A 20,229-nucleotide genomic window follows, 5' to 3' on the forward strand; every position below is an offset into this window, starting at 1 on the left:
CCCGCCTGCGCAGATGGTACTGCAGTTATGTGGGAGAGTATGTCGTCGCCTTTCTTTTTAAAATCCTCATCATTATTTGATGAGGATTTTTTTTGTTTAGAATTTTTTCAAAAAAAGACATAATTTTAGATAATGTACTCAGGGAGGATCAACACAAAAACGGATCAGGAAAATTTAAGCATAAATATTAGTTAGCCTAAAAGGAAGTATTCCACATTCCTAACGCCCCTGAATTTTGATCTAAATGCTTTTATTTTTACATTGAAAGATTCTGCCGAAGCATTAGTGCTTCTGTTGCCAAAATAATTCAATATGGTTGATAATGATTTATAATTGTGCGAGAGATTGTACCAAAAGACTTAAACCCGGATTGATTTACTTTTTCGTGCCATTTAGCTAGTTTAGCAAAGCCTATGATTTTATCTTTTGTGTTCTCAAAGATTCCACGGAGCTCTTGAGTTAGATTATATCCTTTTTAAATATCAGGATACAATTCAAATAGTATTGCAGCACGTTCTGTTTGATTTTGAGGGATTAACACAAAAGCCTGTGGAGCAGGAAAATATTCCACATTCCTAACTCCTTTGAATTTTGATCTAAATGCTTTTATTTTTGCATTAAAAGATTCTGCCGAAGCATTAGTGCTTCTGTTATCAAAATAATTCAAGATGGTTGATAATGATTCATTATTGTTCTTGATATTGTATTTAAAGACTTATACCGATTGATTTACCTTTTCATGCCGTTTGGTTAATTTTGCAAAAGTCTGGCATTTTATCTTTTGTGTTCTCAAATATGCCTGTAAGCTCTTGGATTAGCCTGTATGCTTTTTGAATATCTGGATACAATTCAAACAATAACCCTGCAAATTGTGTTTGGTTTTTTGTCCATTTGGATTTGTTTTTGTGTAAAAAATAGCGGCTTCTGGCTAGTAATTGCTTAAGTGCGTCTCCATTATCAAGTATTTTTGAATCGAAGTTTTTATTTAATTTCAGCTTTCTCCATACCTTCATTTTCCTGATCCTCTATAGCCTGCCAGCAGTATTTCATTCTGATTTCCTGCAGGGCTTCTGCAGCCAGCTTTTGAACATGAAAACGATCTGTGACCCGATTTGCATTTTGGAAACATCTTTTAGTAATTAATCCCATATTACCGGTCATATCCAAAGTAGTTTCCTTGACTAGGTTGCGTAGTTTAAGAGGGTTTTTTTCGATTACAGCAATAACTGTTTCTGCCTTGGTTCCTGCAGCCATTGCTATTATTATTATTATTATGTCTTTTCTGCATTTACCGGATTTGTTGGTTAAAATAGTTGATAAACGTTTTCCAATATTTTGTGTAAAAAGCAACCATTTTTTTGCATGTGATATTTGATCCCAAACTTTGAAATCACTTGGAAAATCTTTGTATCGGCATTGTAAATTCCTGCCCGAAACTCCGTAAAAAGAAGCAATGATATGACAATCATTTGGACTGGAATCTATTAATCTCTTTTAAAAAAGGCGCAAACTCCTGGATTACCCGACTTCCGTCTGTTACTAATTCCAATCTCTGAATACTACTTTACCAGTATCTTCTTGAAGCCATCTTGTTCGGATAATATGCAGATAAATCTGATGTCCACGAATAGGGAAATCCTCAACTGTTATCTCATCAGAGAATCCTTTTGAACTAATTTAGATTCTCTGTATTCTTTAGGTACTGCATTAATCTCTTTTAGGTGAAGATGAAGTATTTCATCTTCTTTTTTATAAGAAGTAAGCTCAAAGTAATCTACTATTATTTCAGGAAGCAATAACTTGAGAAGGTCGATAAAAGAATCTTGCATGGGGATAATTTGAAATACAAATATCTCGATTTTAATATTTCCCCATAACAATATGTATTGATCCATATTATTTAAAATTTAGAACCTGTCTCAAATCATTTTTCACAGTTTTTATAATTTCTTATATTATTCAAAATCCAATATTGATTCTTTTTCTTCGATTATTGATAAATTTGTTTTTCAAATCGTTTTAATTATGACAGAATTAATTAATGTAGTAAATAGTTTTCAGGAACTAGACTTGGAGACAGAGAATGCTATAAAGTATTATTTCGTTGAAGAAAAGTTTAAAAAGGATGAATTGATTATTCAAAAAGGTAAAATATGTACTAAAATATATTTTATCAAATATGGCAAATACTCATATTGGGCATGATTGTTTTATAGGTAATAACTGTGTCATTGGATTTAATGTTGGTATGTCTGGAGAAGTTTACGTTGGTGATTGGGCTAATATTAGTGGTTTAACAGCAATTCATCAATTCTCAAATATTGGTGAGAATTCTATGATAAGCGGAATGAGTCGTATTGTAAAAGATGTTCCTCCTTATATTTTAGCTGCTCATGAACCGCTATCTTATTGTGGTTTGAATTTGGTTGGTTTAAAGAGAAGGGATTTTGAAAATCAGAAAATAATTGAATTAAAAGAGATTTATAAAATTATTTTTCAGGAAAAGCGAAATATTACTCAGGCATTAAAAATAATAGAAGATAATTTTGAGTCTACTGTAGAACGAGATAAAATTATAGCATTTATTAAAGGATCAAATAGAGGAATTATAAAAGGGAATTTCGAATAGAATCTTAAGCTCGTGTCATTTTGGCTAATAAATGCTTCAAAATGGCTACATTCTTTGACTAGTATCTTTAGACTTTTGTATTATAATTTTAAACATTAGAAAAATGCAAAAGACAATTTTTATTACAGGAGCTTCATCGGGTTTAGGGAAATCAACTGCAAAATTATTTCAGAGTAAAGGCTGGTGCGTAATTGCGACTATGCGTAATCCTGAAAAAGAAACCGAATTAAATAAACTTAATAATATTATTATACTTCCTTTGGATGTAACAAATTCGCAACAAATTATTTCTACTGTTGAAGAGGTTACCAGTTTATATTCTGTTGATGTTGTTATGAATAATGCAGGATATGGTTTAATTGGTGTGTTGGAATCTTTAAGTGACGAACAAATTCAACGCCAGATAACAACTAATTTACTGAGCGTGATTAGAGTTTCAAAAGCTTTTACTTCTCACTTTCGTAACAAAAAGAGTGGTAAATTTATAAATATTACTTCGACTTTTGGATTAATAGGATTTCCGACTTGTTCAATTTACAGTGCTACTAAATTTGCAATTGATGGCTTTTCTGAAAGTATGGCATACGAATTAGCTCAATTTGGAATACAAGTAAAAATTATTGCTCCGGGAGGAATGCAAACTGATTTTGCTCTTCGATCTATGGAATTAGGGCAACATGATGCTTATGAAAAATTAACTGCTGAAGTAAGTAAAGGTTATAGTGCGGAGAAAATTAGTAATTATTCTAAAGTAGAAAATATTGCTGAAATTGTTTATCAAGCGGCGACAGATAATAAAAATCAATTGCGATATGTTGCAGGGATTGATGCTAATCAATTGTACGACGAAAGAATGTTAGGAATTGAAACACAAGTTGAGAATATTAAAACAATGTTTACTTTTTAAATTTTAAATTAAATATGAAAAATCAAGCTATAGAACTAACTACGTTTAGATTAAATAACTGTACAATAGAACAATTTATTACTGCTAATGCAGAGATTGATACATTTTTGAAAAGGCAAAAAGGATTTGTTTCCAGAAGCATTTTTGAATTAAAAAAAGATATTGTTTATGATTTATTGGTATGGGAAACTACTGAAGATGGTACATCTGCCATGCATAAACTAATGACTGAGTTAAGTGATTCTGTTGTACATGATTTAATTGATCAAAGTACCGTTAGTTGGAATATCGCGCCTATAGAGCATTTTGTAAAATTTTAATAAGAGTGCTATTCAATCTTATAGTTTAATTAAAGTAATCATGAAAAATCAGCCTAAAATATTCAATACAATATCTGAGCTTCATTCTGCTATGGCGCAACCTAAGCCAGTTCATCCGCTTATAAGTATTATAAATTATGGAGAAGCTATTTTTGACCCTAAAGATTTTGAACAAGGAATTATTTTGGATTTTTATAAAATATCCTTCAAAACTCATTTTAAAGGAAAACTTCGATACGGTCAAGGTTTTTATGACTTTGAAGAAGGAGGAATGTCGTTTGTTTCACCTGGACAAATTTTGAAAATGCAAGATGAAGAGGCTGATTATAGCGGAATGTCATTGAATATTCATCCTGATTTTATCCGTCCATATTCTTTAAACAGTAATATAAAAAATTATGGCTTCTTTAATTATTCGGCTGCTGAAGCTTTGTATTTATCAGAGAAAGAAAAGGAAACTATTTTGGACGTTTTTGCTTCTATTCAAAATGAACTGAATGAACGTATAGATAATTTTAGTCAGGATGTAATTATATCGCAAATTGAATTGTTGCTAAATTATAGTAATCGGTTTTATAACCGGCAGTTTATTACCCGTAAAGCAGTTAATCACGATGTGCTTGTCAAATTGGAAGCTGAAATAAATGATTATTTTGATACTGAAAAAACATTGTTAAATGGTGTATTAACTGTTCAGTTTTTAGCAGATCAATTAAATCTTTCTCCAAGATATCTGAGTGATTTACTTCGTAATCTTTGTGGTCAGAATACGCAGCAATTTATTCATGATAAATTAATTGAAAAAGCAAAAGAATATATCGCAAATGGAACCTATTCAGTTTCGGAGATTGGATATAAATTGGGATTTGAACATCCGCAATCCTTTAATAAATTATTCAAGAAAAAAACAAACTTAAGTCCTATTGCATTCAAAGAATCCTTTAATAAAAATTAAATTATGTCAATAAATTTTGAACAACTAAAAGAACGCTCTTTAGTAATTAGAAAACGTTATCATGAACTGGAACGAATACATCACGAAAGTGAATGGACTGTTGAAGAAGATGCATTGGCATTTTTAACAGATGCCGGGTTAGTAGGACGTCACGTAATGTCGCAACAAGGAAGATGGCCAAAAGAAAATACAGAAGAAGAACTTAAACATAAAATAGGTGAATCTATTTGGTGGCTTACTATTTTGGCTGAGAGAATGGATATTAATATTGGAGAAGCTACTGAATCGTTTTTGACTAAAACCGAAAAATTATTTGAAAAATAGTAAAATGTGGTTAAATCGTTTAAAAAACATTGTTTTATTTTTTTGTCAAATGGCAAATTTTTCAAAAATAACTTTGACTAACTTGCAACTATGAAAGAGTTTATAGATTATATTTTACAGTTTGGAACTTTAAATCAGCATCAAATTGATTTGATTCTAACCAAAGCCACTGAATTAGAGTTTAATAAAGACGAATATTTTTCTGAAGCCGGAAAGGTTTCACAACAAGTTGGATTTGTGTTAGACGGTATTGTTCGTGTTTGTTATTACAATAATAAAGGAGAAGAAATTACCAAATATTTCATTGAAGAAAATAATCTTGTGGTAGATCTGGAAAGTTTTGATAACGAAATTCCATCAACAGCTTATGTGCAAGCTACTACAGATTGTAAATTGGTTGTTTTTTCCAGAAAAGAATGGAAAGAACTTTTAGATACAATAATTCCCTGGGAAGCAATTGTGCATAAAATTATTTCAAAAGCATTAAGACAAAAAGTAGAACGAAGAAGTCCTTTGGTTGCAGAAGATGCTACGACCCGTTATTTGATGTTTTTAGATATCTATCCAAATGTTGTCAATCGTGTTCCGCTTTCTTATGTCGCATCTTATTTGGGTATTACACAATCTTCATTAAGCCGGATTCGAAAAAATATACGCTAAATCGCTTTTTGCCAAATGGCAAATGATATCGTTTTTAAACAAATGATCTTTGCTGTATTAATTTAAAACAGTAAAAGATGAAAACAGTATTAATTACAGGAGCAAATAGAAGTATTGGTTTAGAACTGGTAAAAGAATTTTCTAAAAAAGGATTGTTTGTTTATTTAGGAACCCGTGATCTTGAAAAAGGACAAGCTGTAGTAAAAGAATTAAGCGAAAATGGATTTCAAAACATCAAAGCAATTCAAATTGATGTGACAAAACCCGATACAATTTTAGCTGCAGCAAATATTGTCGAAAGTGAACAAGGCAAATTAGATATTTTAATAAACAATGCCGGAATTAGCGGAGCATTGCCTCAAAGTGCTTTTGATACCTCAATTAATGATATTCAAAATGTATTTGACACAAACTTCTTTGGAGTTATTAGCGTTACGCAAGCTTTCCTGGAATTGCTTAAAAAATCTGAAAGTGCCAGAATAAGTAATATTACTTCGGGTCTTGGGTCTTTGGCGTTGCATAGTGATCCTAATTGGAAATATTATAATTTTAAAGCAACAAGTTACGTGACATCAAAGGCAGCTTTGAATGCGTATACAATTGTTTTGGCTTATGAGTTGAGAGATTTACCATTTAAAGTAAATGTGATAGATCCCGGATATACGGCTACAGATTTTAATCATCATAGCGGCCCAGGATCAGTAGAAAGTGCAGCTGCTTTTATCATCAAACATACGCTTACAGATGAAAACGGACCAACAGGAAAATTCTTTAGTAATGATATAGAAGATGAAACAGTAATAAGTCCTTGGTAAAATAAAATTTGATTTTTCGAAATCCGGGATGCAAAAAAAAGAGACATAAGTCTCTTTTTTTTGTATCTTAAATTTAGATTTATTTTTTAAAAAGTTTTTCTAAATATTCAATTTTATCTTTTTCTGCTTGAATTAAACGTTCATAAAGTTTTTCCTTTTCTTCGTAAAGTTCTACGACTTTATCGAGCGGATTGAAGGTAGGTTGGATATTGATTGCATTTATTGTTGAGTTATCATGACTACTGATAACATTTAATATACTTTCATCGCTATAGTTTTTAATAGCTTCTGCGCTTACGCCAAGTGCTTTTGCAATTTCGGCAAGTTTTGTATCATCTATAGTTTCGCTATTTTCAATGGCAGAAACCGTTTGCTGACTTGTTCCTAAAGCTTGAGCCAATGCTTCCTGCTTCATATCACGAAGTTCACGAATACGGCTTATATTTCTTCCAATATGTTTTGGTCTTGATAGTGTGCTCATAGTTCAAAGATATTCAAAATTCTTCAGAAATTTCCTGTTTGGTAAAAAACAGGTTTGAAATTGTGAAATACAATTTTTATTTCTGTTTTAAAAAAGTTAATAATTTGCAGTAAAAATATTTCTTATATTCGTTTAAAGAAAGTAAACCTGTTTAGTGAAGTACAATTAAAAAAAGTTATACTAATCCATTTTATTGAGGAAATAATATTTGGAAGGAAGTTAAAAAATGAAATAAAATGAAAGAAAGATAAATTTGAAATTTTTATGACTAAAGAATTTGTAAAATTAATTTTAAAAGAAAAATGTAAAATTGATCCATGTGATTTTTGGATTCCTTTACAAGGGAGAGTGGAAAATAATACGTGTTATTTTAAAGTAGTAGACTTTGAAAGTAATATTGGTTATGAAAAGCTAAACCAAATTGTAAAAAAAATAAATATTGGAAATGTTTATTTGTTTAATGAAGGCAAAGAAGAAGAAATTTATGCCGAAATTAATTTGTCAAAGTATAATTACTTAGATGTTTTTTTTACGAATGAAAATGCAGATTGGGTTATTTATCAAAATCATGAAAAGACAATTTCTTTTGCTGGAAAAGAACTAATTGAAAATATTAAATTAGTGTGGAAGAATTTGGAAGAAAAAATCAATCCTTGGGAAGAAATATAACAGAAAAAAACTCCTGCTCAATATGCGGTTTTAGCCATTTATAAAATTAAAAAAAAAGAATATAATGAGAAAACATGTTGAAAAATTAATAAGGTTTGGGATTTTGTTGTTATTTATATCTTGTGGGAGTTTGCCTTCAGAATCATTAAAAACTTTTATGGATAGTTCTAAAAAAGAAGGCATGCTTGTGGGAACAATATCATTAGAAAATAGAAGGACAATTTCTCCTGATTTTGTTTTTAGAATTAAGAAAAAAGTACTGCCAAGCATTTTAACTGTTAAGATTCATGATTCTCTTAAAGCATTAGGTGATTATCAATACAATTATGGAGGAATAGTAATTGATAAGGCAAAGGGGGATTTTGTTGAAGATGAGAAATGGGTTTATTTATTTAATATTGTTAGACCAGCTGGAAAATATGATTTTTACCAGTTGAGTTTACTTTTAAATACTGGGTATATGAAATCAACACATGATTTGCCTATGGAAATACCTCTTGAAATTGAAGAAGGGAAAATTAAATATATTGGTGAGATTAAACTTAACGTCAAAAAAGGTGAGATCAAAGTTTTAAACAATATTGATTGAAATTATTGTTTCATTAACATTGAAAGAATTATATGAAGAGAGCGATTAGATATTTAAGATTTAGTCAATTGGGTCAGAGCAATGGCTCGATTGAAAGACAGGAATTGTACACTGACCAGTACCTGCAGTATAATAATATACAGCTAGTTGATTCTTTCATTGACAGAGGGAAAAGTGCAAAAAGTTTTGACCGTCCAGATTTTATAAAACTGCAGGCATTTATAGCTAAACATTATAAATCGGTTGATTATCTTCTTGTAGACCAGCTTGACCGCTTTAGCAGAGATGCTGGCGAAGCGATGAACATGGTCAAGCAGTTCCAAAAAAAATATAGTATTCAGATTATAAGTGTGACCGAAGGGATAGTCTTCGATTATGATACGCCCGGAAGCTTTTTCAGGGCAGGTTTACAATTACTGCTTGCCGAAGAAGATAATATTAACAGGAGTATTAAAGTACGTGGAGGACTCTACACAGCTCGTGCTAAAGAAGGTCGTTTTCTTACCAGAGAAAAACCTTTTGGGTATACTAAAGTTGGAGAAGGAAAACAGCGACATCTCGAAGTAAATGAGATGGAAGCTAAAATTGTCCGTTTAATTTATGATATGTTTCTTCGTAATGTGCCATTATATAAAATTAAGGAAATAGCTTACCAGTCAGGTTTTGACAGAAAAGGCAATATGGCTATTGACCGTGTGCTGGCAAATCCTGTTTATGCGGGACTCGTAAAGGTTGAGCCGTTCAAGGATCTGCCGGGTGGTCTTTTTCCAGCCATTCACGAGCCAATAGTGGATAAGATAACATGGACAATGGTGCAGTCCAAAATGAAAAAGGAAGATAAGGTAAAGGTAACCGTTGATGATGAGATACCATTAAGAGGCGTTGTAAAATGTCATTGCGGTACACCTCTTACAGGTGCTCCTTCCCGTGGCAAATCTGGAAAATACTTCTACTATTATAAATGCAAGCATTCCAAACATAACAATATAAGTGCTGTAAAAGCACATGAGCAGTTCTTAAACGCCTGCGACCTAATGAGTGTTTCAGAAAAACAGATTAAGAATATAAGAGATGGCAGTTATGCCTCAATTGAACAGGAAGTAAAAACAAACAAGAAAAAAGCAATAGACAAAAAAAATGAACTTGAAGAAATACAGCAGAGATTAAATGCTGTAGAAGAAAAATGGTTCAGAGACGAAATAAATAAAGATACTTACGAAAGATGGTATTCTACATATAGTGATCATATCCTGACCCTTACTGCATCCATAGAAAGACTTAGCACAAACCAAGGTAAAGCTTTTGAGATTTTAGAAAGTAATCTGGATTTATTGGGAGATATAAGACATATCTATACCAAATCAGATACATTACAAAAACGTGCGTTTGTGCACATGGTGTTCGATGGCAACTTATACTATCAAGAGGGTATATATCGAACACCTACAATGATGGAGATATTTTCTCATAATGCCAGTAAAATGGAGGAAAAAGGATATCTTTTATACAAAAAAAAGAGGGATAACATTTCTGTTATCCCTCAAAGTGGGCGATGAGGGGTTCGAACCCCCGACCCCCTCGGTGTAAACGAGGTGCTCTGAACCAGCTGAGCTAATCGCCCTATTTTACTAGGTTGCTATCGTTTGTGATTGCGAGTGCAAATATAAGCCACTTTTTCAGTTCTGCAAACAAAACACGCTAAAAATTTAAAGTTTTTTTAAAGTTTTTTCTATCTCGTTGTAATTGAATTTATTATAAGAGAAGTTTTTTTAGTCTTTTTCAGACAATTTAAAATTCTGCTAGTTCAAAGGTAATTCGGCCACGACAAAAGTACTTCCACCAACATAAATAAAATCATTTTTTGAGGCATTTTGCTTTGCTTCGGCGAAAGCCAGCTCAACAGAATCGTATTTTTCACCAATCAAATTGTATTTTTCAGCTGCTTCTTTTAATATTTCGGTAGCTAAACCTCTTGACGAATCAGGTCTGCAAAAATAATATTGCGCATTTTTAGGAAACAAGGGCAAAATAGAATCCAAATCTTTATCGTTTACAACGCCTAAAACAATATGCAATTTTTCAAATTTTTCATTTTGAATCTGATTCATTACAACCGCCAAGCCATGTTTGTTATGTGCCGTATCGCAAATAATTTTTGGGTTTTCGCCTAATTGTTGCCATCTTCCTTGTAACCCCGTATTTTTTACAACATTCAATAAACCTTCTTTTAAACTTTCATTTGAAACTTTAAATTCATTTTGAGAATTTAGAACTGCAATAGTTTGTTGAACTGTTCTTTTATTATGAAATTGATAATCCCCAATTAAATCAGATGGGAAAACTTCTGAAATTAAATCGGAAGCAAAAAATATTGGTGCTTTATTTTCTTCGGCTTTAGCCAAAAATACAGGCTGGGTTTCATTTGTATATTCTCCAATAACAACCGGAACATTTGGTTTTATAATTCCTGCTTTTTCACCGGCAATTGCTGCCGGAGTATTTCCTAAAAATTGTGTATGATCTAAATCGATATTGGTAATAACCGAAATTAGAGGTGTAATAATATTAGTAGCGTCTAATCTTCCGCCAAGACCAACTTCTATAATGGCAATATCTGTTTTTTCTGAAGCGAAATAATCAAACGCTAAACCAACAGACATTTCGAAAAAACTCATATCATTAGCTTCAAAAAAGTCTTTGTGTTTGGCGACAAATTCGCAAACAAAATCTTCTGAAATTTCTTCGCCATTGATTTTAATTCTTTCCCTGAAATCTTTTAAATGTGGCGAAGTATACAATCCAACCTTATATCCCGCTTGTTGTAAAACTGATGCTAACATGTGCGAAGTTGATCCTTTGCCGTTTGTTCCCGCGACATGAATGCATTTTAACTGCTTTTCAGGATGGTCAAGATGCGCCGCCAATAATTTAATATTAGTCAAATCTTCCTTATATGCAGATGCGCCTTGAAGTTGATACATCGGGAGTTGATTAAACATCCAATTCGTAGTTTCCTGATAGTTCATGTAATTTGGATAAAATAGTTGCTGTTTGAAATAATTTTCGATTTTTTTAGTTTTATATTAGAGCGAAAATTATCTTTATTGCAAATTTCAAATATTTTTTAGAATTAATTATTAAAAACAAGAATTAATATATGTTTAGTTTCATTCAATTACAAACAGATACCATTGCAAACGCCGCATCTAACGTAGTTATCGAAAAAATTGCACCAAATACAGAGATCTCAGTTCTAGGATTTATCCTAAAAGGAGGTTTTTTCCTGATTCCAATAGCCATCTTATTATTCTACACTTTTTATGTCATTATAGAACGTTATTTATATATTAGTAAAGCTTCAAAAATTGATGCCAGATTAATGCAGGATATTGCAGATAAACTGAACGCTGGCAATATTGAATTGGCTAGAACAATTGTTGAAAGAAGCAATACTGCAGCTGGAAATATTTTAAAAGAAGGTGTTCTCGTAATTGGAAGACCAATTGCAGAAATTGAATCAAACATGGATCGCGCTGCCGATATTGAAATTGGAGAAATGGAAAGACGTTTGGGACATCTAGGACTTATTGCCGGTATTGCGCCAACTCTTGGTTTTATTGGAACAATTTCCGGAGTTATCAAAATTTTTTACAGCATATCTGTAACAGAAAATATTAGTATCGGAAACATTTCCGGAGGTTTATACGAAAAAATGATTAGTTCAGGATCAGGGCTTATTGTAGGTATTGTTGCCTATAGTGCGTACCATTTACTAAACGGAAAAATCGATGATTTTGCTTTAAAGATCCAAAAACAAATATTGGAATTTGTCAATATAATTCAAAGAGCATAAGGTATGTCTATTAAAAGAAAGAGAAGATTTCATGCCGAAGTGGCGACTTCATCATTGAGTGATATTATGTTTTTCTTGCTGTTGTTTTTTCTTATTATTTCAACGCTTGCAAATCCTAATGTTATCAAAATGACTTTGCCAAAAGCGAAATCAAATGAAAAAACCAACAAACAACTGATAAGTTTATCGGTTACCGAAGATAAAAAATTCTACATTGACAAAGAACCGGTTGATTTTGAAAATCTGGAAACTAGTTTAATGTCGAAAATAGGAGCAGATAAAGAACAAACCGTTGTCGTTAGAATTCCGTTTAATTTGCAGGTTCAGGATTTAGTTGACGTTTTGCAAATAGGCGTAAAGAATAATTTAAAGTTTGTAATTGCAACAAGTCCGAAGTAAAATTATCAGGGCGTGACCACAATAAAAAAATGGGCTAATCAGCATAACGTTGATTCGCCCATTTTTTTATTCCGGTCGGGCTATCATCCGCGCTACTTCGGCTTCTATCCCTCACGCAAAGAGCATAGAAGAAAGAGCATAGAAGAAAGAGTATAGAAGAAAGAGGAAAGATTAAAGGAAAACCAGCTATAAAGTTTGTCCCTTCGACCGAAGGGAGAAATGACAAGAAACTCTGCAAAGGAATGCAAACTTTGTCGATTAACGATTGTCATTTCTCCGGCAATTGAAATGACATATTAAGGAATAAAACATAAAAAAGGCTTTCTGAAATGTTTCAGAAAGCCTTTTCTATTTTATAACTCAGTGAAATTAGTTTTTAATCTAAACTAAAATTATAGATTATTTTTCCCACCTGTTTTGCCGGAGCATTATCATCAGCATCCCATTTTGTATTCATGGCAGCAATTTTGGCTTGATCCAGCAAACATCTTGCTGTATTTGTTGTTCCTTTTATTCCGGCAGTTGCACTTACTGTTTTTCCGTTTTGGTCAACAGTAACTTCAACTACAACTTTTCCTTCTTCATTACACGTGTATTTTGGTGCAGGTTTCGAGAGTGCTTTTCGGTTTCCTAACGCATACCCTGATCCACCGCCAGAACCACCGCCGCTTCCGGCTCCGTAACCGCTTCCTGTGCCAATTCCACTTCCAGTACCATTTCCTCCTCCGGTTCCGCCACCAGTACCTCCGGTTCCATAATATCCTCCGGAACTCAAACTTCCGCCAGCTTTTCCTTTGTTTCCAGCCGCTTTATCATCTCCGTCTCCGCCTTTTTTAGATCCTTTTAAAATACTCGATAAAGCATCGTTTGTAGAATTTGAAACTTTTGGTTTCTCAGGAACAGGTTTTGCTTCCGGTTTTACAATTGGTGTTGGTTTTTTAGGTTTTTCTTTTACAGGGATTATTACGTCTTCTGAAGTAGTCGCAGTATTTTCCTGAGTTATGATTGATTCGTCCGGAGTTGCTTTCGCCGGAGCTTGTTTGGTTTCATTTTTTACATTTAAAACTTCACTTTTATAATTTTTTCCGGAACCTAAATCGCTATCTCCAAAATTTACTGTAACGCCGCCACCGCCACCGCCGGCTGCAAGTGCCGAATTATTTTCAGGATTGTAAGGAGGCCAAAAGCGTATGAAAAATAAAAGCAACAATAATGCAGCATAAATAGCTGTAGATATTAATAGTGATTTCCTTTTATCTGAAGAATCCGTAAAAGTCATTTTGATTCTGAGTTTTGTAATAGTATTTAATAAAAACGTTTAAAAGTAGTAAAAATTGTTTACAAACAAAGAGCTGATGCTATTTTGTAATGAGTTGTTTTCTCTCGCAGATTTGGCAGATGTATTTTAAAAACTGTAGCAACTAAAAAGGAAATCTGCTCAATCTGCGAGAAAACTTATTCTTAAAGTTTTAAAATCACTTTAATATTTTAATCTGTGGCTTAAATTTTTTACACGCAGATTAGGGAGATTTAGCAAGATCTATTTTAAAAAATTGTTATTACGAATTGTAGCAACTAAAAAGGAAAATCCGCTCAATTTGCCAAATATGCGAGAAAATTTCATCAAAAGTATTTGATAAGTATATCTGCGTAAAATCCGTATCAAATCTGTGGGCAAAAAAAAACGAGCCAATTAGCTCGTCTTAGAATAAAAGTATAAAAAAATTACACTAATTGTTTTAATGCAATTTCAAAAGCAGTTGCACTAATATTTGTTTTTGACGAATTCAAAGCATGCGCTTTTACAATCGCATTTTTTATAATTTCAGATGTGTCATTGAAAATAGCCTCATCAGTCATTTGAACTTTTTTCTCCATGAAATAAGCAAAAACTCTTGCCATTCCGCAGTTTGAAATAAAATCAGGAATTAAACTAACCTTATGATCCACTTCTTCCATAATAGAACCAAAGAAAATTTCTTTGTCAGCAAAAGGAACATTTGCTCCACAAGAAATTACTTCTAATCCGTTTGCAATTAAACTATCGATTTGAGTTTGTTGTACCAATCTTGATGCAGCACAAGGCGTGAAAATTTCAGCACCAATGGTCCAGATTTTTGAGTTGATTTCTTCAAACGGAATCATATTATCGGCAACTAATTTGTTTCCGTCTTTATTTAAAAATAAAGTTTTGATTTCTTCAAATGAGAAACCTTCTTCTTTAATTAATCCACCATCGCGATCAATAATCCCGATAACTTTTGCTCCCATTTCTGCAAGATAAAAAGCAGCAGCAGAACCTACGTTTCCAAAACCCTGAACGATTGCTTTTTTACCTTTTATGTCTCCGCCATATGTTGCATAAAAATGACGAACCGCTTCGGCAACGCCATATCCTGTAATCATATCGGCAACAGTATATTTTCTGGTTACATCCGGAGAAAATTTAGGATTTTCGATTACCTTAATAACACCTTGACGCAATTGACCAATTCTATTAATTTTATCAGCTTCGGTTGGTTTAAAATGTCCGTTGAAAACGCCTTCTTGCGGATGCCAGACACCACATTCTTCGGTCATTGGGATTACTTCGTGAATCTCATCCACATTCAAATCGCCCCCAGTTCCGTAATAACTTTTTAATAAAGGAGAAACAGCCTTGTACCAACGTTGCAAAACACCTTTTTTACGAGGATCATTTGGGTCAAAATTGATTCCGGATTTTGCGCCTCCAATTGCAGGTCCCGAAACAGAAAATTTAACCTCCATAGTTTTGGCCAATGATAAAACTTCATTCATATCTAAGCCTTTTCTCATTCTTGTTCCTCCACCAGCAGCTCCTCCGCGTAGTGAATTAATAACAGTCCAACCTTCAGCTTCTGTTTCAGAATCTTTCCAGTTAAAAACAATTTCAGGTGGTTTATTTTCAAATTGCTGTAATAAATCTTTCATTTTGTTGAGATATGTTTAGTTTGCGTAAAAGTATAAAATAGAATAATGCGAATAATGTATTTGACCTCAATTTTTATGAAACAAAAAAAGAAAGCCGAAAACATTGCGTTTTCGGCTTTCTTGTAATCTTATAAGTTAAGAATTAAATTCCCAGTAAGTGTTTTTTCAAAGTATCATCAACCGGTTTGTCAGAAAGCCAGATTCCAAATAATGCTTTTTTAAAGTCAAATCCGGAAACTTTTCCTTTCAAAACCTCATTTTTATAAACATTGACAGTTTGATCAAGAGGATTATAACCCAAAACAAAAACGTCTTTTTCAGTAATAGCATCACTTAACAAGGTTTTGAATTGTTCTATTCTTGGTCGTAATTCTTCGAGATTGCTTCCGGCAGATTTTTCGAAGCCACTATTCATTGCTTTCGTCAGTTTATTTGAAGAAACCATTGAAGATGTAATTTCAATTCTAACTGCCATTTCAGTATCGCTGTCAATTATAAATTTTGGATCCTGACTTAATTGAGATAAATATAATGCCTGCACATAAACTTCAAGCCACATTTTAGATCTTCCGCCAGCGCCATTAAGTTGTAAAGTCTTACCCTGAAATTCAATTTTTCTGGGAACAGTTACGCCGTTTACTTCTAATTGAGTTTGTGCAGAAACGGTCGAGAATTGTATGCTTAATAAGAATGTCAGTACAAGTAAAATCTTTTTCATATTCATCAATTTTATAATTTTTGGGTAAAAATAATGCTAATTTATCAATTATACGCCGTTTTTTATAAAGTTTTTTTTGTGATGGATTTAATGTTTTTAAGCGTATTTAATTAGTAATCAAATTAGTAAGAGTAATTTTACGTACTTTTACGTATTTTAAGGTTTGTTTAATCTTTTCTAGTTCAAATTTTATTATGATGGTTATATTTCATGTTATTTTATCCCATATTAATTTCTTAAAATTTAAAGGAAACGTTGCTAACTTAATACCTGTATTGCTTAATTTTATAATTATTACGAAAACGATATCGTAATTTACTGTCGATCTATTAAATTTATATGCGTGCATTGTTAATTCAACATTTAAAATTTATCTTTGGGAGCCTTTTTTCAAGGAATAAAAACATTCAAAAAACAAAATTAACCATCAGCTAAGCAAAATATTTGAAATTTGGTTTAGATGAAACAATAAAAAAATACAATTATGGATTTCAATCTTATCGAAGAACATTTAATGATTCAACAAGCTGCAAGAGATTTTGCTCAAAATGAATTGTGGGCTGGAGTTATTGAACGTGACGAAAAACAAATTTTTCCGACCGAGCAAGTAAAAAAAATGGGACAATTAGGATTTATGGGAATGATGGTTGATCCTAAATACGGAGGAAGTGGTTTAGATACGATTTCATACGTAATTGCTATGGAAGAAATTTCTAAAGTTGATGCATCAGCTTCTGTAGTAATGTCAGTAAACAACTCATTAGTTTGTTGGGGTTTACAAGAATTTGGAACCGAAGAACAAAAACAAAAATATTTACCCGGTTTAGCATCTGGTGAAATTCATGGAGCATTTTGCTTAAGTGAGCCGGAAGCAGGTAGTGATGCAACATCGCAAAAAACTACTGCCGTAGATATGGGAGATCACTATATTGTAAACGGAACAAAAAACTGGATTACAAACGGAAATACAGCATCTGTGTATTTAGTAATTGCACAAACACATCCGGAATTAAAGCATAAAGGAATTAATGCTTTGATTATGACTAAAGATATGCCGGGATTTTCTATTGGTCCAAAAGAACAAAAAATGGGAATTCGTGGTTCTGATACACATTCTTTAATGTTTAGTGATGTAAAAGTTCCTAAAGAAAACAGAATTGGTGAAGATGGCTTCGGATTTAAATTTGCAATGAAAACTCTTGCAGGCGGACGTATCGGGATTGCATCTCAAGCATTAGGAATCGCTTCCGGAGCTTATGAGTTGGCTTTAAAATATTCTAAAGAACGTAAAGCTTTTGGAACTGAAATTTGCAATCACCAGGCAATTGCGTTTAAATTAGCAGATATGGCTGTTAATATCGAAGCAGCGCGTCATTTATGTATGAAAGCGGCTTGGGACAAAGACCAACATAAAAACTATGATGTAAGTGGAGCAATGGCAAAACTATTTGCTTCGCAAGTAGCAATGGATACGGCTGTGGAAGCAGTTCAGATTCACGGTGGAAACGGTTATGTAAAAGAATATCATGTAGAACGTTTTATGCGTGATGCAAAAATTACTCAGATTTACGAAGGAACTTCCGAGATTCAGAAAATAGTAATTTCAAGATCAGTTATCGCAGGATAATTTCTTTAAATATAAATGATTGAACCCTTTCAGACTATTGTGTCTGAAAGGGTTTTTTGTTTGACTTTTAAAATTAGCTACCTTTACCTAAATAAACTTTTTTATGTACGAAGATTTAAAATACTGGTATTTACGCGATCATAAATTGTTTAGAACCCTGAGCTATTCTCAAATCAAGCAATTGTGTATTATTACAGGTTTTAAAAAAGCGTCTAAAGGAGAAATTATTTATTTTTCAACTTCAGATATTCCTCGGATATTTTTACTTAAAAAAGGAAATATTAAAATTGTTGCCATTGATGATGATGGAAATGAAACTATAAAAGATATTATTCAAAAAGGAGATTTATTTGGAGAACTTACCTTAGAATCTGATAATAAAAATGAAGAATATGCAAAGGTCCTTTCAGACGATGTTGCAATTTGTAGCTTTCTAATGTCTGATTTTGAAGATTTATTACTCAAAAATCCAACGTTGGCACTTTCATACACCAAGTTTGTTGGTTTGAAAATGAAACGTATCAAAAATAGTTATGCCAATTTAATTTCTAAAGATGCAAAAACTAGATTGTATCAATTTCTAAAAGACTGGGCAGAACAAGAAGGTATATGGAGTGGAAATCTTGTTACAATCGAAAATTATCTGACCCAAAATGATATCGCGCAAATTATTTGTACTTCAAGGCAGACGGCGACACAATTATTGAATGAAATGGAATCTAAGAATCTTTTAAATTACAACAGAAAAGAAATTATCATTACAGATATTACCAAAATATAATTATTTAAGGCTAAGTGTAAATTAGCCGACATTTTGCTTTTTCACAGTAAACTAATTTTACATTATCAAATAGATGTAAAATTAAAAATTATGAAAAAGTTATTTTTTATTGTTTTAGTTGCCATAACTGCGGTTACTAATGCACAAAATGCAATTCCCAAATTTGCGACTGATATTGCTCCGTTATTAATTGGAGAGAAAATTCCAAATATTATTTTAAAAACATCTGAAAATACAGATGTTCAAATTTCTGATTTACTTAAAAAGAAAAAAACAGTTCTTGTTATTTATCGTGGTGGCTGGTGCCCATATTGCAATTTACATTTACAAGCATTGGCTGAAGCCGAAAAAGAAATTCTTGATTTAGGTTACCAGATTATTGCGGTAAGTCCTGATGCTCCGGCAAACTTAAAAATTACCGAAGAAAAAGATAAAGTAAAATACACCTTACTTTCAGACTCAAAAGCAGAATTTATTAAAGCTGTTGGCGTTGCTTTTGAAGCTCCTGAAAACTATAAATCAACAATTAACGTACATTCTAATGGAGTCAATACGAGTTTGTTACCAGTTCCTTCAGTTTTTATAGTAAATCCCGAAAGTGATATTGTATTCGAATATATTTCTGCGGATTTTAAACAGCGAATTACGACCGAATTACTTGTTTCAGTATTAAAAACTTTCAAATAAAATAAGATGAAAAAGCTAGTATTATTTGTATTGATATTGATTTCGGGAATTTCATTTGCTCAAAATGATGCCAAACGAATTGGTCAGTATAATTTAGAAAATAAAGTAGCAATTCAGGGTTATGATCCGGTAGGATATTTTAATCAGGGAAAAGCAATCAAAGGGAAAAAAGAATTATCAGCTTCATATCAGGGAATAATTTATAATTTTTCGTCAGGCGAAAATAAAGCCACGTTCTTAAAAAAAATCCTTCAAAATACGAACCTCAATATGGTGGATGGTGTGCGTATGCGATGGGAAGCGCCGGAGAAAAAGTCGAAATAAATCCAGAAACGTTTAAAATTAGTGATGGCAAACTCTATTTATTTTACAACGCATATTTTAATAATACATTAAAAAGCTGGAATAAAGATGAGGATAATCTAAAAGCAAAAGCAGATCGTAACTGGAAAAATATTTATAAATAATGGCGGTAATGAAAACACAGATTATAGCGTGGATTTTAAGAATTGCAGTTGCCGCAATTTTGTTGCAGACACTATTTTTTAAATTCAGTGGCGCTCCGGAAAGTATTTATATTTTTTCTACTCTTGGAATAGAACCTTACGGCAGAATTGGTTCAGGAATATCAGAATTGATTGTGGCGATTTTAATCCTGATTCCAAGAACGACCTGGATTGGTGCTTTGGTCGGTTGCGGAATAATGACCGGAGCAATTTTCTCCCATTTATTTGTTCTGGGAATCGAGGTAAAAAATGACTGCGGATTATTGTTTTCCTTAGCCACTATTGCTTTTATGTGTTGCTTAACATTACTTTATTTAAATAAAAACAAATTGTATAACCTTTTAAAATTCAAATAAC

The 20,229-nt window shown here is 32.3% G+C and carries 28 protein-coding genes, 1 tRNA gene and 1 pseudogene; 18 read left to right on the forward strand and 12 right to left on the reverse strand.

Annotated elements, in window-relative coordinates; genetic code table 11:
- Positions 1-191: 191 nt before the first annotated feature.
- The 6 genes and pseudogenes from KHA90_RS25880 to KHA90_RS25545 form a co-directional block, all read right to left on the reverse strand.
- Positions 192-442, reverse strand: a pseudogene (locus KHA90_RS25880) (transposase).
- A gap of 33 nt (positions 443-475) precedes the next feature.
- Positions 476-667 (reverse strand): transposase, encoded by a 192-nt coding sequence (locus KHA90_RS25650; RefSeq protein WP_262899375.1) that lies wholly within the window; start codon positions 665-667, stop codon positions 476-478.
- A gap of 70 nt (positions 668-737) precedes the next feature.
- Positions 738-1,013 (reverse strand): transposase, encoded by a 276-nt coding sequence (locus KHA90_RS25655; protein WP_213307524.1) that lies wholly within the window; start codon positions 1,011-1,013, stop codon positions 738-740.
- Positions 982-1,254: a transposase gene (locus tag KHA90_RS25540; RefSeq protein WP_244860552.1), complete on the reverse strand. Its 273-nt coding sequence runs from the start codon at positions 1,252-1,254 to the stop codon at positions 982-984. The genes KHA90_RS25655 and KHA90_RS25540 overlap by 32 nt, the downstream gene beginning before the upstream one ends.
- 285 nt (positions 1,255-1,539) lie before the next feature.
- Positions 1,540-1,677, reverse strand: a complete 138-nt coding sequence (locus KHA90_RS25945) for an ISAon1 family transposase N-terminal region protein (protein WP_449536189.1) — start codon at positions 1,675-1,677, stop codon at positions 1,540-1,542.
- Complete coding sequence (locus KHA90_RS25545) at positions 1,647-1,895, reverse strand: hypothetical protein (protein ID WP_244860555.1); 249 nt, start codon at positions 1,893-1,895, stop codon at positions 1,647-1,649. Before KHA90_RS25545 ends, KHA90_RS25945 begins: the two co-directional genes overlap by 31 nt.
- A 284-nt stretch (positions 1,896-2,179) precedes the next feature.
- On the opposite strand from KHA90_RS25545, the gene KHA90_RS23280 reads away from it, so the two are divergent.
- The 7 genes from KHA90_RS23280 (at position 2,180) to KHA90_RS23310 (ending at position 6,610) form a co-directional block, all read left to right on the forward strand.
- Entirely contained in the window at positions 2,180-2,629 is a 450-nt protein-coding gene (locus KHA90_RS23280; RefSeq protein ID WP_213307526.1) for an acyl-ACP--UDP-N-acetylglucosamine O-acyltransferase family protein, read from the forward strand.
- 103 nt (positions 2,630-2,732) lie between these two features.
- The gene (locus KHA90_RS23285) at positions 2,733-3,536 is read left to right on the forward strand and encodes an SDR family oxidoreductase (protein WP_213307528.1); all 804 of its coding nucleotides are present in this window, start codon (positions 2,733-2,735) and stop codon (positions 3,534-3,536) included.
- Between the two features lie 14 nt (positions 3,537-3,550).
- On the forward strand, positions 3,551-3,856 hold the full coding sequence (locus KHA90_RS23290) for a hypothetical protein (protein WP_213307530.1): 306 nt from the start codon (positions 3,551-3,553) through the stop codon (positions 3,854-3,856).
- A 40-nt stretch (positions 3,857-3,896) separates the two neighbouring features.
- On the forward strand, positions 3,897-4,811 hold the full coding sequence (locus KHA90_RS23295; protein ID WP_213307532.1) for a helix-turn-helix domain-containing protein: 915 nt from the start codon (positions 3,897-3,899) through the stop codon (positions 4,809-4,811).
- A 3-nt stretch (positions 4,812-4,814) separates the two neighbouring features.
- Positions 4,815-5,135, forward strand: coding sequence for a nucleoside triphosphate pyrophosphohydrolase family protein (locus KHA90_RS23300; protein ID WP_244860557.1), 321 nt, complete (start codon positions 4,815-4,817; stop codon positions 5,133-5,135).
- Between the two features lie 90 nt (positions 5,136-5,225).
- Positions 5,226-5,795, forward strand: a complete 570-nt coding sequence (locus tag KHA90_RS23305; RefSeq protein WP_213307534.1) for a Crp/Fnr family transcriptional regulator — start codon at positions 5,226-5,228, stop codon at positions 5,793-5,795.
- A gap of 77 nt (positions 5,796-5,872) precedes the next feature.
- Positions 5,873-6,610 (forward strand): SDR family NAD(P)-dependent oxidoreductase, encoded by a 738-nt coding sequence (locus KHA90_RS23310; protein WP_213307542.1) that lies wholly within the window; start codon positions 5,873-5,875, stop codon positions 6,608-6,610.
- Positions 6,611-6,689: 79 nt separating this feature from the next.
- Here the strand turns inward: KHA90_RS23310 and KHA90_RS23315 are convergent, their stop codons facing one another.
- Positions 6,690-7,091 (reverse strand): helix-turn-helix domain-containing protein, encoded by a 402-nt coding sequence (locus KHA90_RS23315; RefSeq protein WP_213307544.1) that lies wholly within the window; start codon positions 7,089-7,091, stop codon positions 6,690-6,692.
- A gap of 264 nt (positions 7,092-7,355) precedes the next feature.
- On the opposite strand from KHA90_RS23315, the gene KHA90_RS23320 reads away from it, so the two are divergent.
- The 3 genes from KHA90_RS23320 (at position 7,356) to KHA90_RS23330 (ending at position 9,905) form a co-directional block, all read left to right on the forward strand.
- On the forward strand, positions 7,356-7,760 hold the full coding sequence (locus tag KHA90_RS23320; protein WP_213307546.1) for a hypothetical protein: 405 nt from the start codon (positions 7,356-7,358) through the stop codon (positions 7,758-7,760).
- 64 nt (positions 7,761-7,824) lie between these two features.
- Complete coding sequence (locus KHA90_RS23325) at positions 7,825-8,349, forward strand: hypothetical protein (protein WP_213307548.1); 525 nt, start codon at positions 7,825-7,827, stop codon at positions 8,347-8,349.
- Positions 8,350-8,381: 32 nt separating this feature from the next.
- On the forward strand, positions 8,382-9,905 hold the full coding sequence (locus KHA90_RS23330; protein WP_213307550.1) for a recombinase family protein: 1,524 nt from the start codon (positions 8,382-8,384) through the stop codon (positions 9,903-9,905).
- On the opposite strand, the gene KHA90_RS23335 is transcribed toward KHA90_RS23330, so the two are convergent.
- Both KHA90_RS23335 and KHA90_RS23340 read right to left on the reverse strand, forming a co-directional pair.
- Positions 9,896-9,970, reverse strand: a tRNA-Val gene (locus tag KHA90_RS23335). The genes KHA90_RS23330 and KHA90_RS23335 overlap by 10 nt on opposite strands.
- A 178-nt stretch (positions 9,971-10,148) precedes the next feature.
- Positions 10,149-11,375 carry a bifunctional folylpolyglutamate synthase/dihydrofolate synthase gene (locus KHA90_RS23340; protein WP_213307552.1) on the reverse strand — a complete coding sequence of 409 codons (1,227 nt, stop codon included), beginning with the start codon at positions 11,373-11,375 and terminating at the stop codon, positions 10,149-10,151.
- Positions 11,376-11,506: 131 nt separating this feature from the next.
- On the opposite strand from KHA90_RS23340, the gene KHA90_RS23345 reads away from it, so the two are divergent.
- Positions 11,507-12,202 (forward strand): MotA/TolQ/ExbB proton channel family protein, encoded by a 696-nt coding sequence (locus tag KHA90_RS23345; RefSeq protein ID WP_213307567.1) that lies wholly within the window; start codon positions 11,507-11,509, stop codon positions 12,200-12,202.
- A 3-nt stretch (positions 12,203-12,205) separates the two neighbouring features.
- The gene (locus KHA90_RS23350) at positions 12,206-12,601 is read left to right on the forward strand and encodes an ExbD/TolR family protein (RefSeq protein ID WP_026983008.1); all 396 of its coding nucleotides are present in this window, start codon (positions 12,206-12,208) and stop codon (positions 12,599-12,601) included.
- 376 nt (positions 12,602-12,977) lie between these two features.
- Here KHA90_RS23350 and KHA90_RS23355 read toward each other — a convergent pair whose 3' ends face one another.
- The 3 genes from KHA90_RS23355 to KHA90_RS23365 form a co-directional block, all read right to left on the reverse strand.
- On the reverse strand, positions 12,978-13,880 hold the full coding sequence (locus tag KHA90_RS23355) for an energy transducer TonB (RefSeq protein WP_213307569.1): 903 nt from the start codon (positions 13,878-13,880) through the stop codon (positions 12,978-12,980).
- 446 nt (positions 13,881-14,326) lie between these two features.
- A complete protein-coding gene (locus KHA90_RS23360; RefSeq protein ID WP_213307571.1) occupies positions 14,327-15,553 on the reverse strand; it encodes a Glu/Leu/Phe/Val dehydrogenase dimerization domain-containing protein in 1,227 nt (408 codons plus the stop codon).
- A gap of 142 nt (positions 15,554-15,695) precedes the next feature.
- Positions 15,696-16,271 carry a chalcone isomerase family protein gene (locus tag KHA90_RS23365; RefSeq protein WP_213307573.1) on the reverse strand — a complete coding sequence of 192 codons (576 nt, stop codon included), beginning with the start codon at positions 16,269-16,271 and terminating at the stop codon, positions 15,696-15,698.
- Positions 16,272-16,755: 484 nt separating this feature from the next.
- On the opposite strand from KHA90_RS23365, the gene KHA90_RS23370 reads away from it, so the two are divergent.
- The 6 genes from KHA90_RS23370 to KHA90_RS23390 all read left to right on the forward strand — a co-directional run bounded on the left by KHA90_RS23370 (position 16,756) and on the right by KHA90_RS23390 (position 20,228).
- Positions 16,756-17,898: an acyl-CoA dehydrogenase gene (locus tag KHA90_RS23370; protein ID WP_213307575.1), complete on the forward strand. Its 1,143-nt coding sequence runs from the start codon at positions 16,756-16,758 to the stop codon at positions 17,896-17,898.
- A gap of 103 nt (positions 17,899-18,001) precedes the next feature.
- On the forward strand, positions 18,002-18,679 hold the full coding sequence (locus KHA90_RS23375; RefSeq protein WP_213307577.1) for a Crp/Fnr family transcriptional regulator: 678 nt from the start codon (positions 18,002-18,004) through the stop codon (positions 18,677-18,679).
- 90 nt (positions 18,680-18,769) lie between these two features.
- Positions 18,770-19,366: a peroxiredoxin-like family protein gene (locus KHA90_RS23380; RefSeq protein WP_213307579.1), complete on the forward strand. Its 597-nt coding sequence runs from the start codon at positions 18,770-18,772 to the stop codon at positions 19,364-19,366.
- Positions 19,367-19,372: 6 nt separating this feature from the next.
- On the forward strand, positions 19,373-19,690 hold the full coding sequence (locus tag KHA90_RS23385) for a hypothetical protein (protein ID WP_244860559.1): 318 nt from the start codon (positions 19,373-19,375) through the stop codon (positions 19,688-19,690).
- Positions 19,660-19,833, forward strand: coding sequence for a hypothetical protein (locus tag KHA90_RS25755; RefSeq protein ID WP_317197420.1), 174 nt, complete (start codon positions 19,660-19,662; stop codon positions 19,831-19,833). Before KHA90_RS23385 ends, KHA90_RS25755 begins: the two co-directional genes overlap by 31 nt.
- Positions 19,834-19,841: 8 nt before the next feature.
- On the forward strand, positions 19,842-20,228 hold the full coding sequence (locus KHA90_RS23390; protein ID WP_213307581.1) for a DoxX family protein: 387 nt from the start codon (positions 19,842-19,844) through the stop codon (positions 20,226-20,228).
- Position 20,229: the final 1 nt, after the last annotated feature.

The sequence above is a fragment of the Flavobacterium psychroterrae genome, from assembly GCF_018380615.1.
GTDB lineage: Bacteria > Bacteroidota > Bacteroidia > Flavobacteriales > Flavobacteriaceae > Flavobacterium > Flavobacterium psychroterrae.

Bases quoted from the DNA above. Each gene is read 5' to 3' on its own strand.
- KHA90_RS25655 (WP_213307524.1), bottom strand. From the start codon at position 1,013: ATGAAGGTATGGAGAAAGCTGAAATTAAATAAAAACTTCGATTCAAAA.
- KHA90_RS25540 (WP_244860552.1), bottom strand. From the start codon at position 1,254: ATGGCTGCAGGAACCAAGGCAGAAACAGTTATTGCTGTAATCGAAAAA.
- KHA90_RS25545 (WP_244860555.1), bottom strand. From the start codon at position 1,895: ATGGATCAATACATATTGTTATGGGGAAATATTAAAATCGAGATATTT.
- KHA90_RS23280 (WP_213307526.1), top strand. From the start codon at position 2,180: ATGGCAAATACTCATATTGGGCATGATTGTTTTATAGGTAATAACTGT.
- KHA90_RS23285 (WP_213307528.1), top strand. From the start codon at position 2,733: ATGCAAAAGACAATTTTTATTACAGGAGCTTCATCGGGTTTAGGGAAA.
- KHA90_RS23290 (WP_213307530.1), top strand. From the start codon at position 3,551: ATGAAAAATCAAGCTATAGAACTAACTACGTTTAGATTAAATAACTGT.
- KHA90_RS23295 (WP_213307532.1), top strand. From the start codon at position 3,897: ATGAAAAATCAGCCTAAAATATTCAATACAATATCTGAGCTTCATTCT.
- KHA90_RS23300 (WP_244860557.1), top strand. From the start codon at position 4,815: ATGTCAATAAATTTTGAACAACTAAAAGAACGCTCTTTAGTAATTAGA.
- KHA90_RS23305 (WP_213307534.1), top strand. From the start codon at position 5,226: ATGAAAGAGTTTATAGATTATATTTTACAGTTTGGAACTTTAAATCAG.
- KHA90_RS23310 (WP_213307542.1), top strand. From the start codon at position 5,873: ATGAAAACAGTATTAATTACAGGAGCAAATAGAAGTATTGGTTTAGAA.
- KHA90_RS23315 (WP_213307544.1), bottom strand. From the start codon at position 7,091: ATGAGCACACTATCAAGACCAAAACATATTGGAAGAAATATAAGCCGT.
- KHA90_RS23320 (WP_213307546.1), top strand. From the start codon at position 7,356: ATGACTAAAGAATTTGTAAAATTAATTTTAAAAGAAAAATGTAAAATT.
- KHA90_RS23325 (WP_213307548.1), top strand. From the start codon at position 7,825: ATGAGAAAACATGTTGAAAAATTAATAAGGTTTGGGATTTTGTTGTTA.
- KHA90_RS23330 (WP_213307550.1), top strand. From the start codon at position 8,382: ATGAAGAGAGCGATTAGATATTTAAGATTTAGTCAATTGGGTCAGAGC.
- KHA90_RS23340 (WP_213307552.1), bottom strand. From the start codon at position 11,375: ATGAACTATCAGGAAACTACGAATTGGATGTTTAATCAACTCCCGATG.
- KHA90_RS23345 (WP_213307567.1), top strand. From the start codon at position 11,507: ATGTTTAGTTTCATTCAATTACAAACAGATACCATTGCAAACGCCGCA.
- KHA90_RS23350 (WP_026983008.1), top strand. From the start codon at position 12,206: ATGTCTATTAAAAGAAAGAGAAGATTTCATGCCGAAGTGGCGACTTCA.
- KHA90_RS23355 (WP_213307569.1), bottom strand. From the start codon at position 13,880: ATGACTTTTACGGATTCTTCAGATAAAAGGAAATCACTATTAATATCT.
- KHA90_RS23360 (WP_213307571.1), bottom strand. From the start codon at position 15,553: ATGAAAGATTTATTACAGCAATTTGAAAATAAACCACCTGAAATTGTT.
- KHA90_RS23365 (WP_213307573.1), bottom strand. From the start codon at position 16,271: ATGAAAAAGATTTTACTTGTACTGACATTCTTATTAAGCATACAATTC.
- KHA90_RS23370 (WP_213307575.1), top strand. From the start codon at position 16,756: ATGGATTTCAATCTTATCGAAGAACATTTAATGATTCAACAAGCTGCA.
- KHA90_RS23375 (WP_213307577.1), top strand. From the start codon at position 18,002: ATGTACGAAGATTTAAAATACTGGTATTTACGCGATCATAAATTGTTT.
- KHA90_RS23380 (WP_213307579.1), top strand. From the start codon at position 18,770: ATGAAAAAGTTATTTTTTATTGTTTTAGTTGCCATAACTGCGGTTACT.
- KHA90_RS23385 (WP_244860559.1), top strand. From the start codon at position 19,373: ATGAAAAAGCTAGTATTATTTGTATTGATATTGATTTCGGGAATTTCA.
- KHA90_RS25755 (WP_317197420.1), top strand. From the start codon at position 19,660: ATGGGAAGCGCCGGAGAAAAAGTCGAAATAAATCCAGAAACGTTTAAA.
- KHA90_RS23390 (WP_213307581.1), top strand. From the start codon at position 19,842: ATGAAAACACAGATTATAGCGTGGATTTTAAGAATTGCAGTTGCCGCA.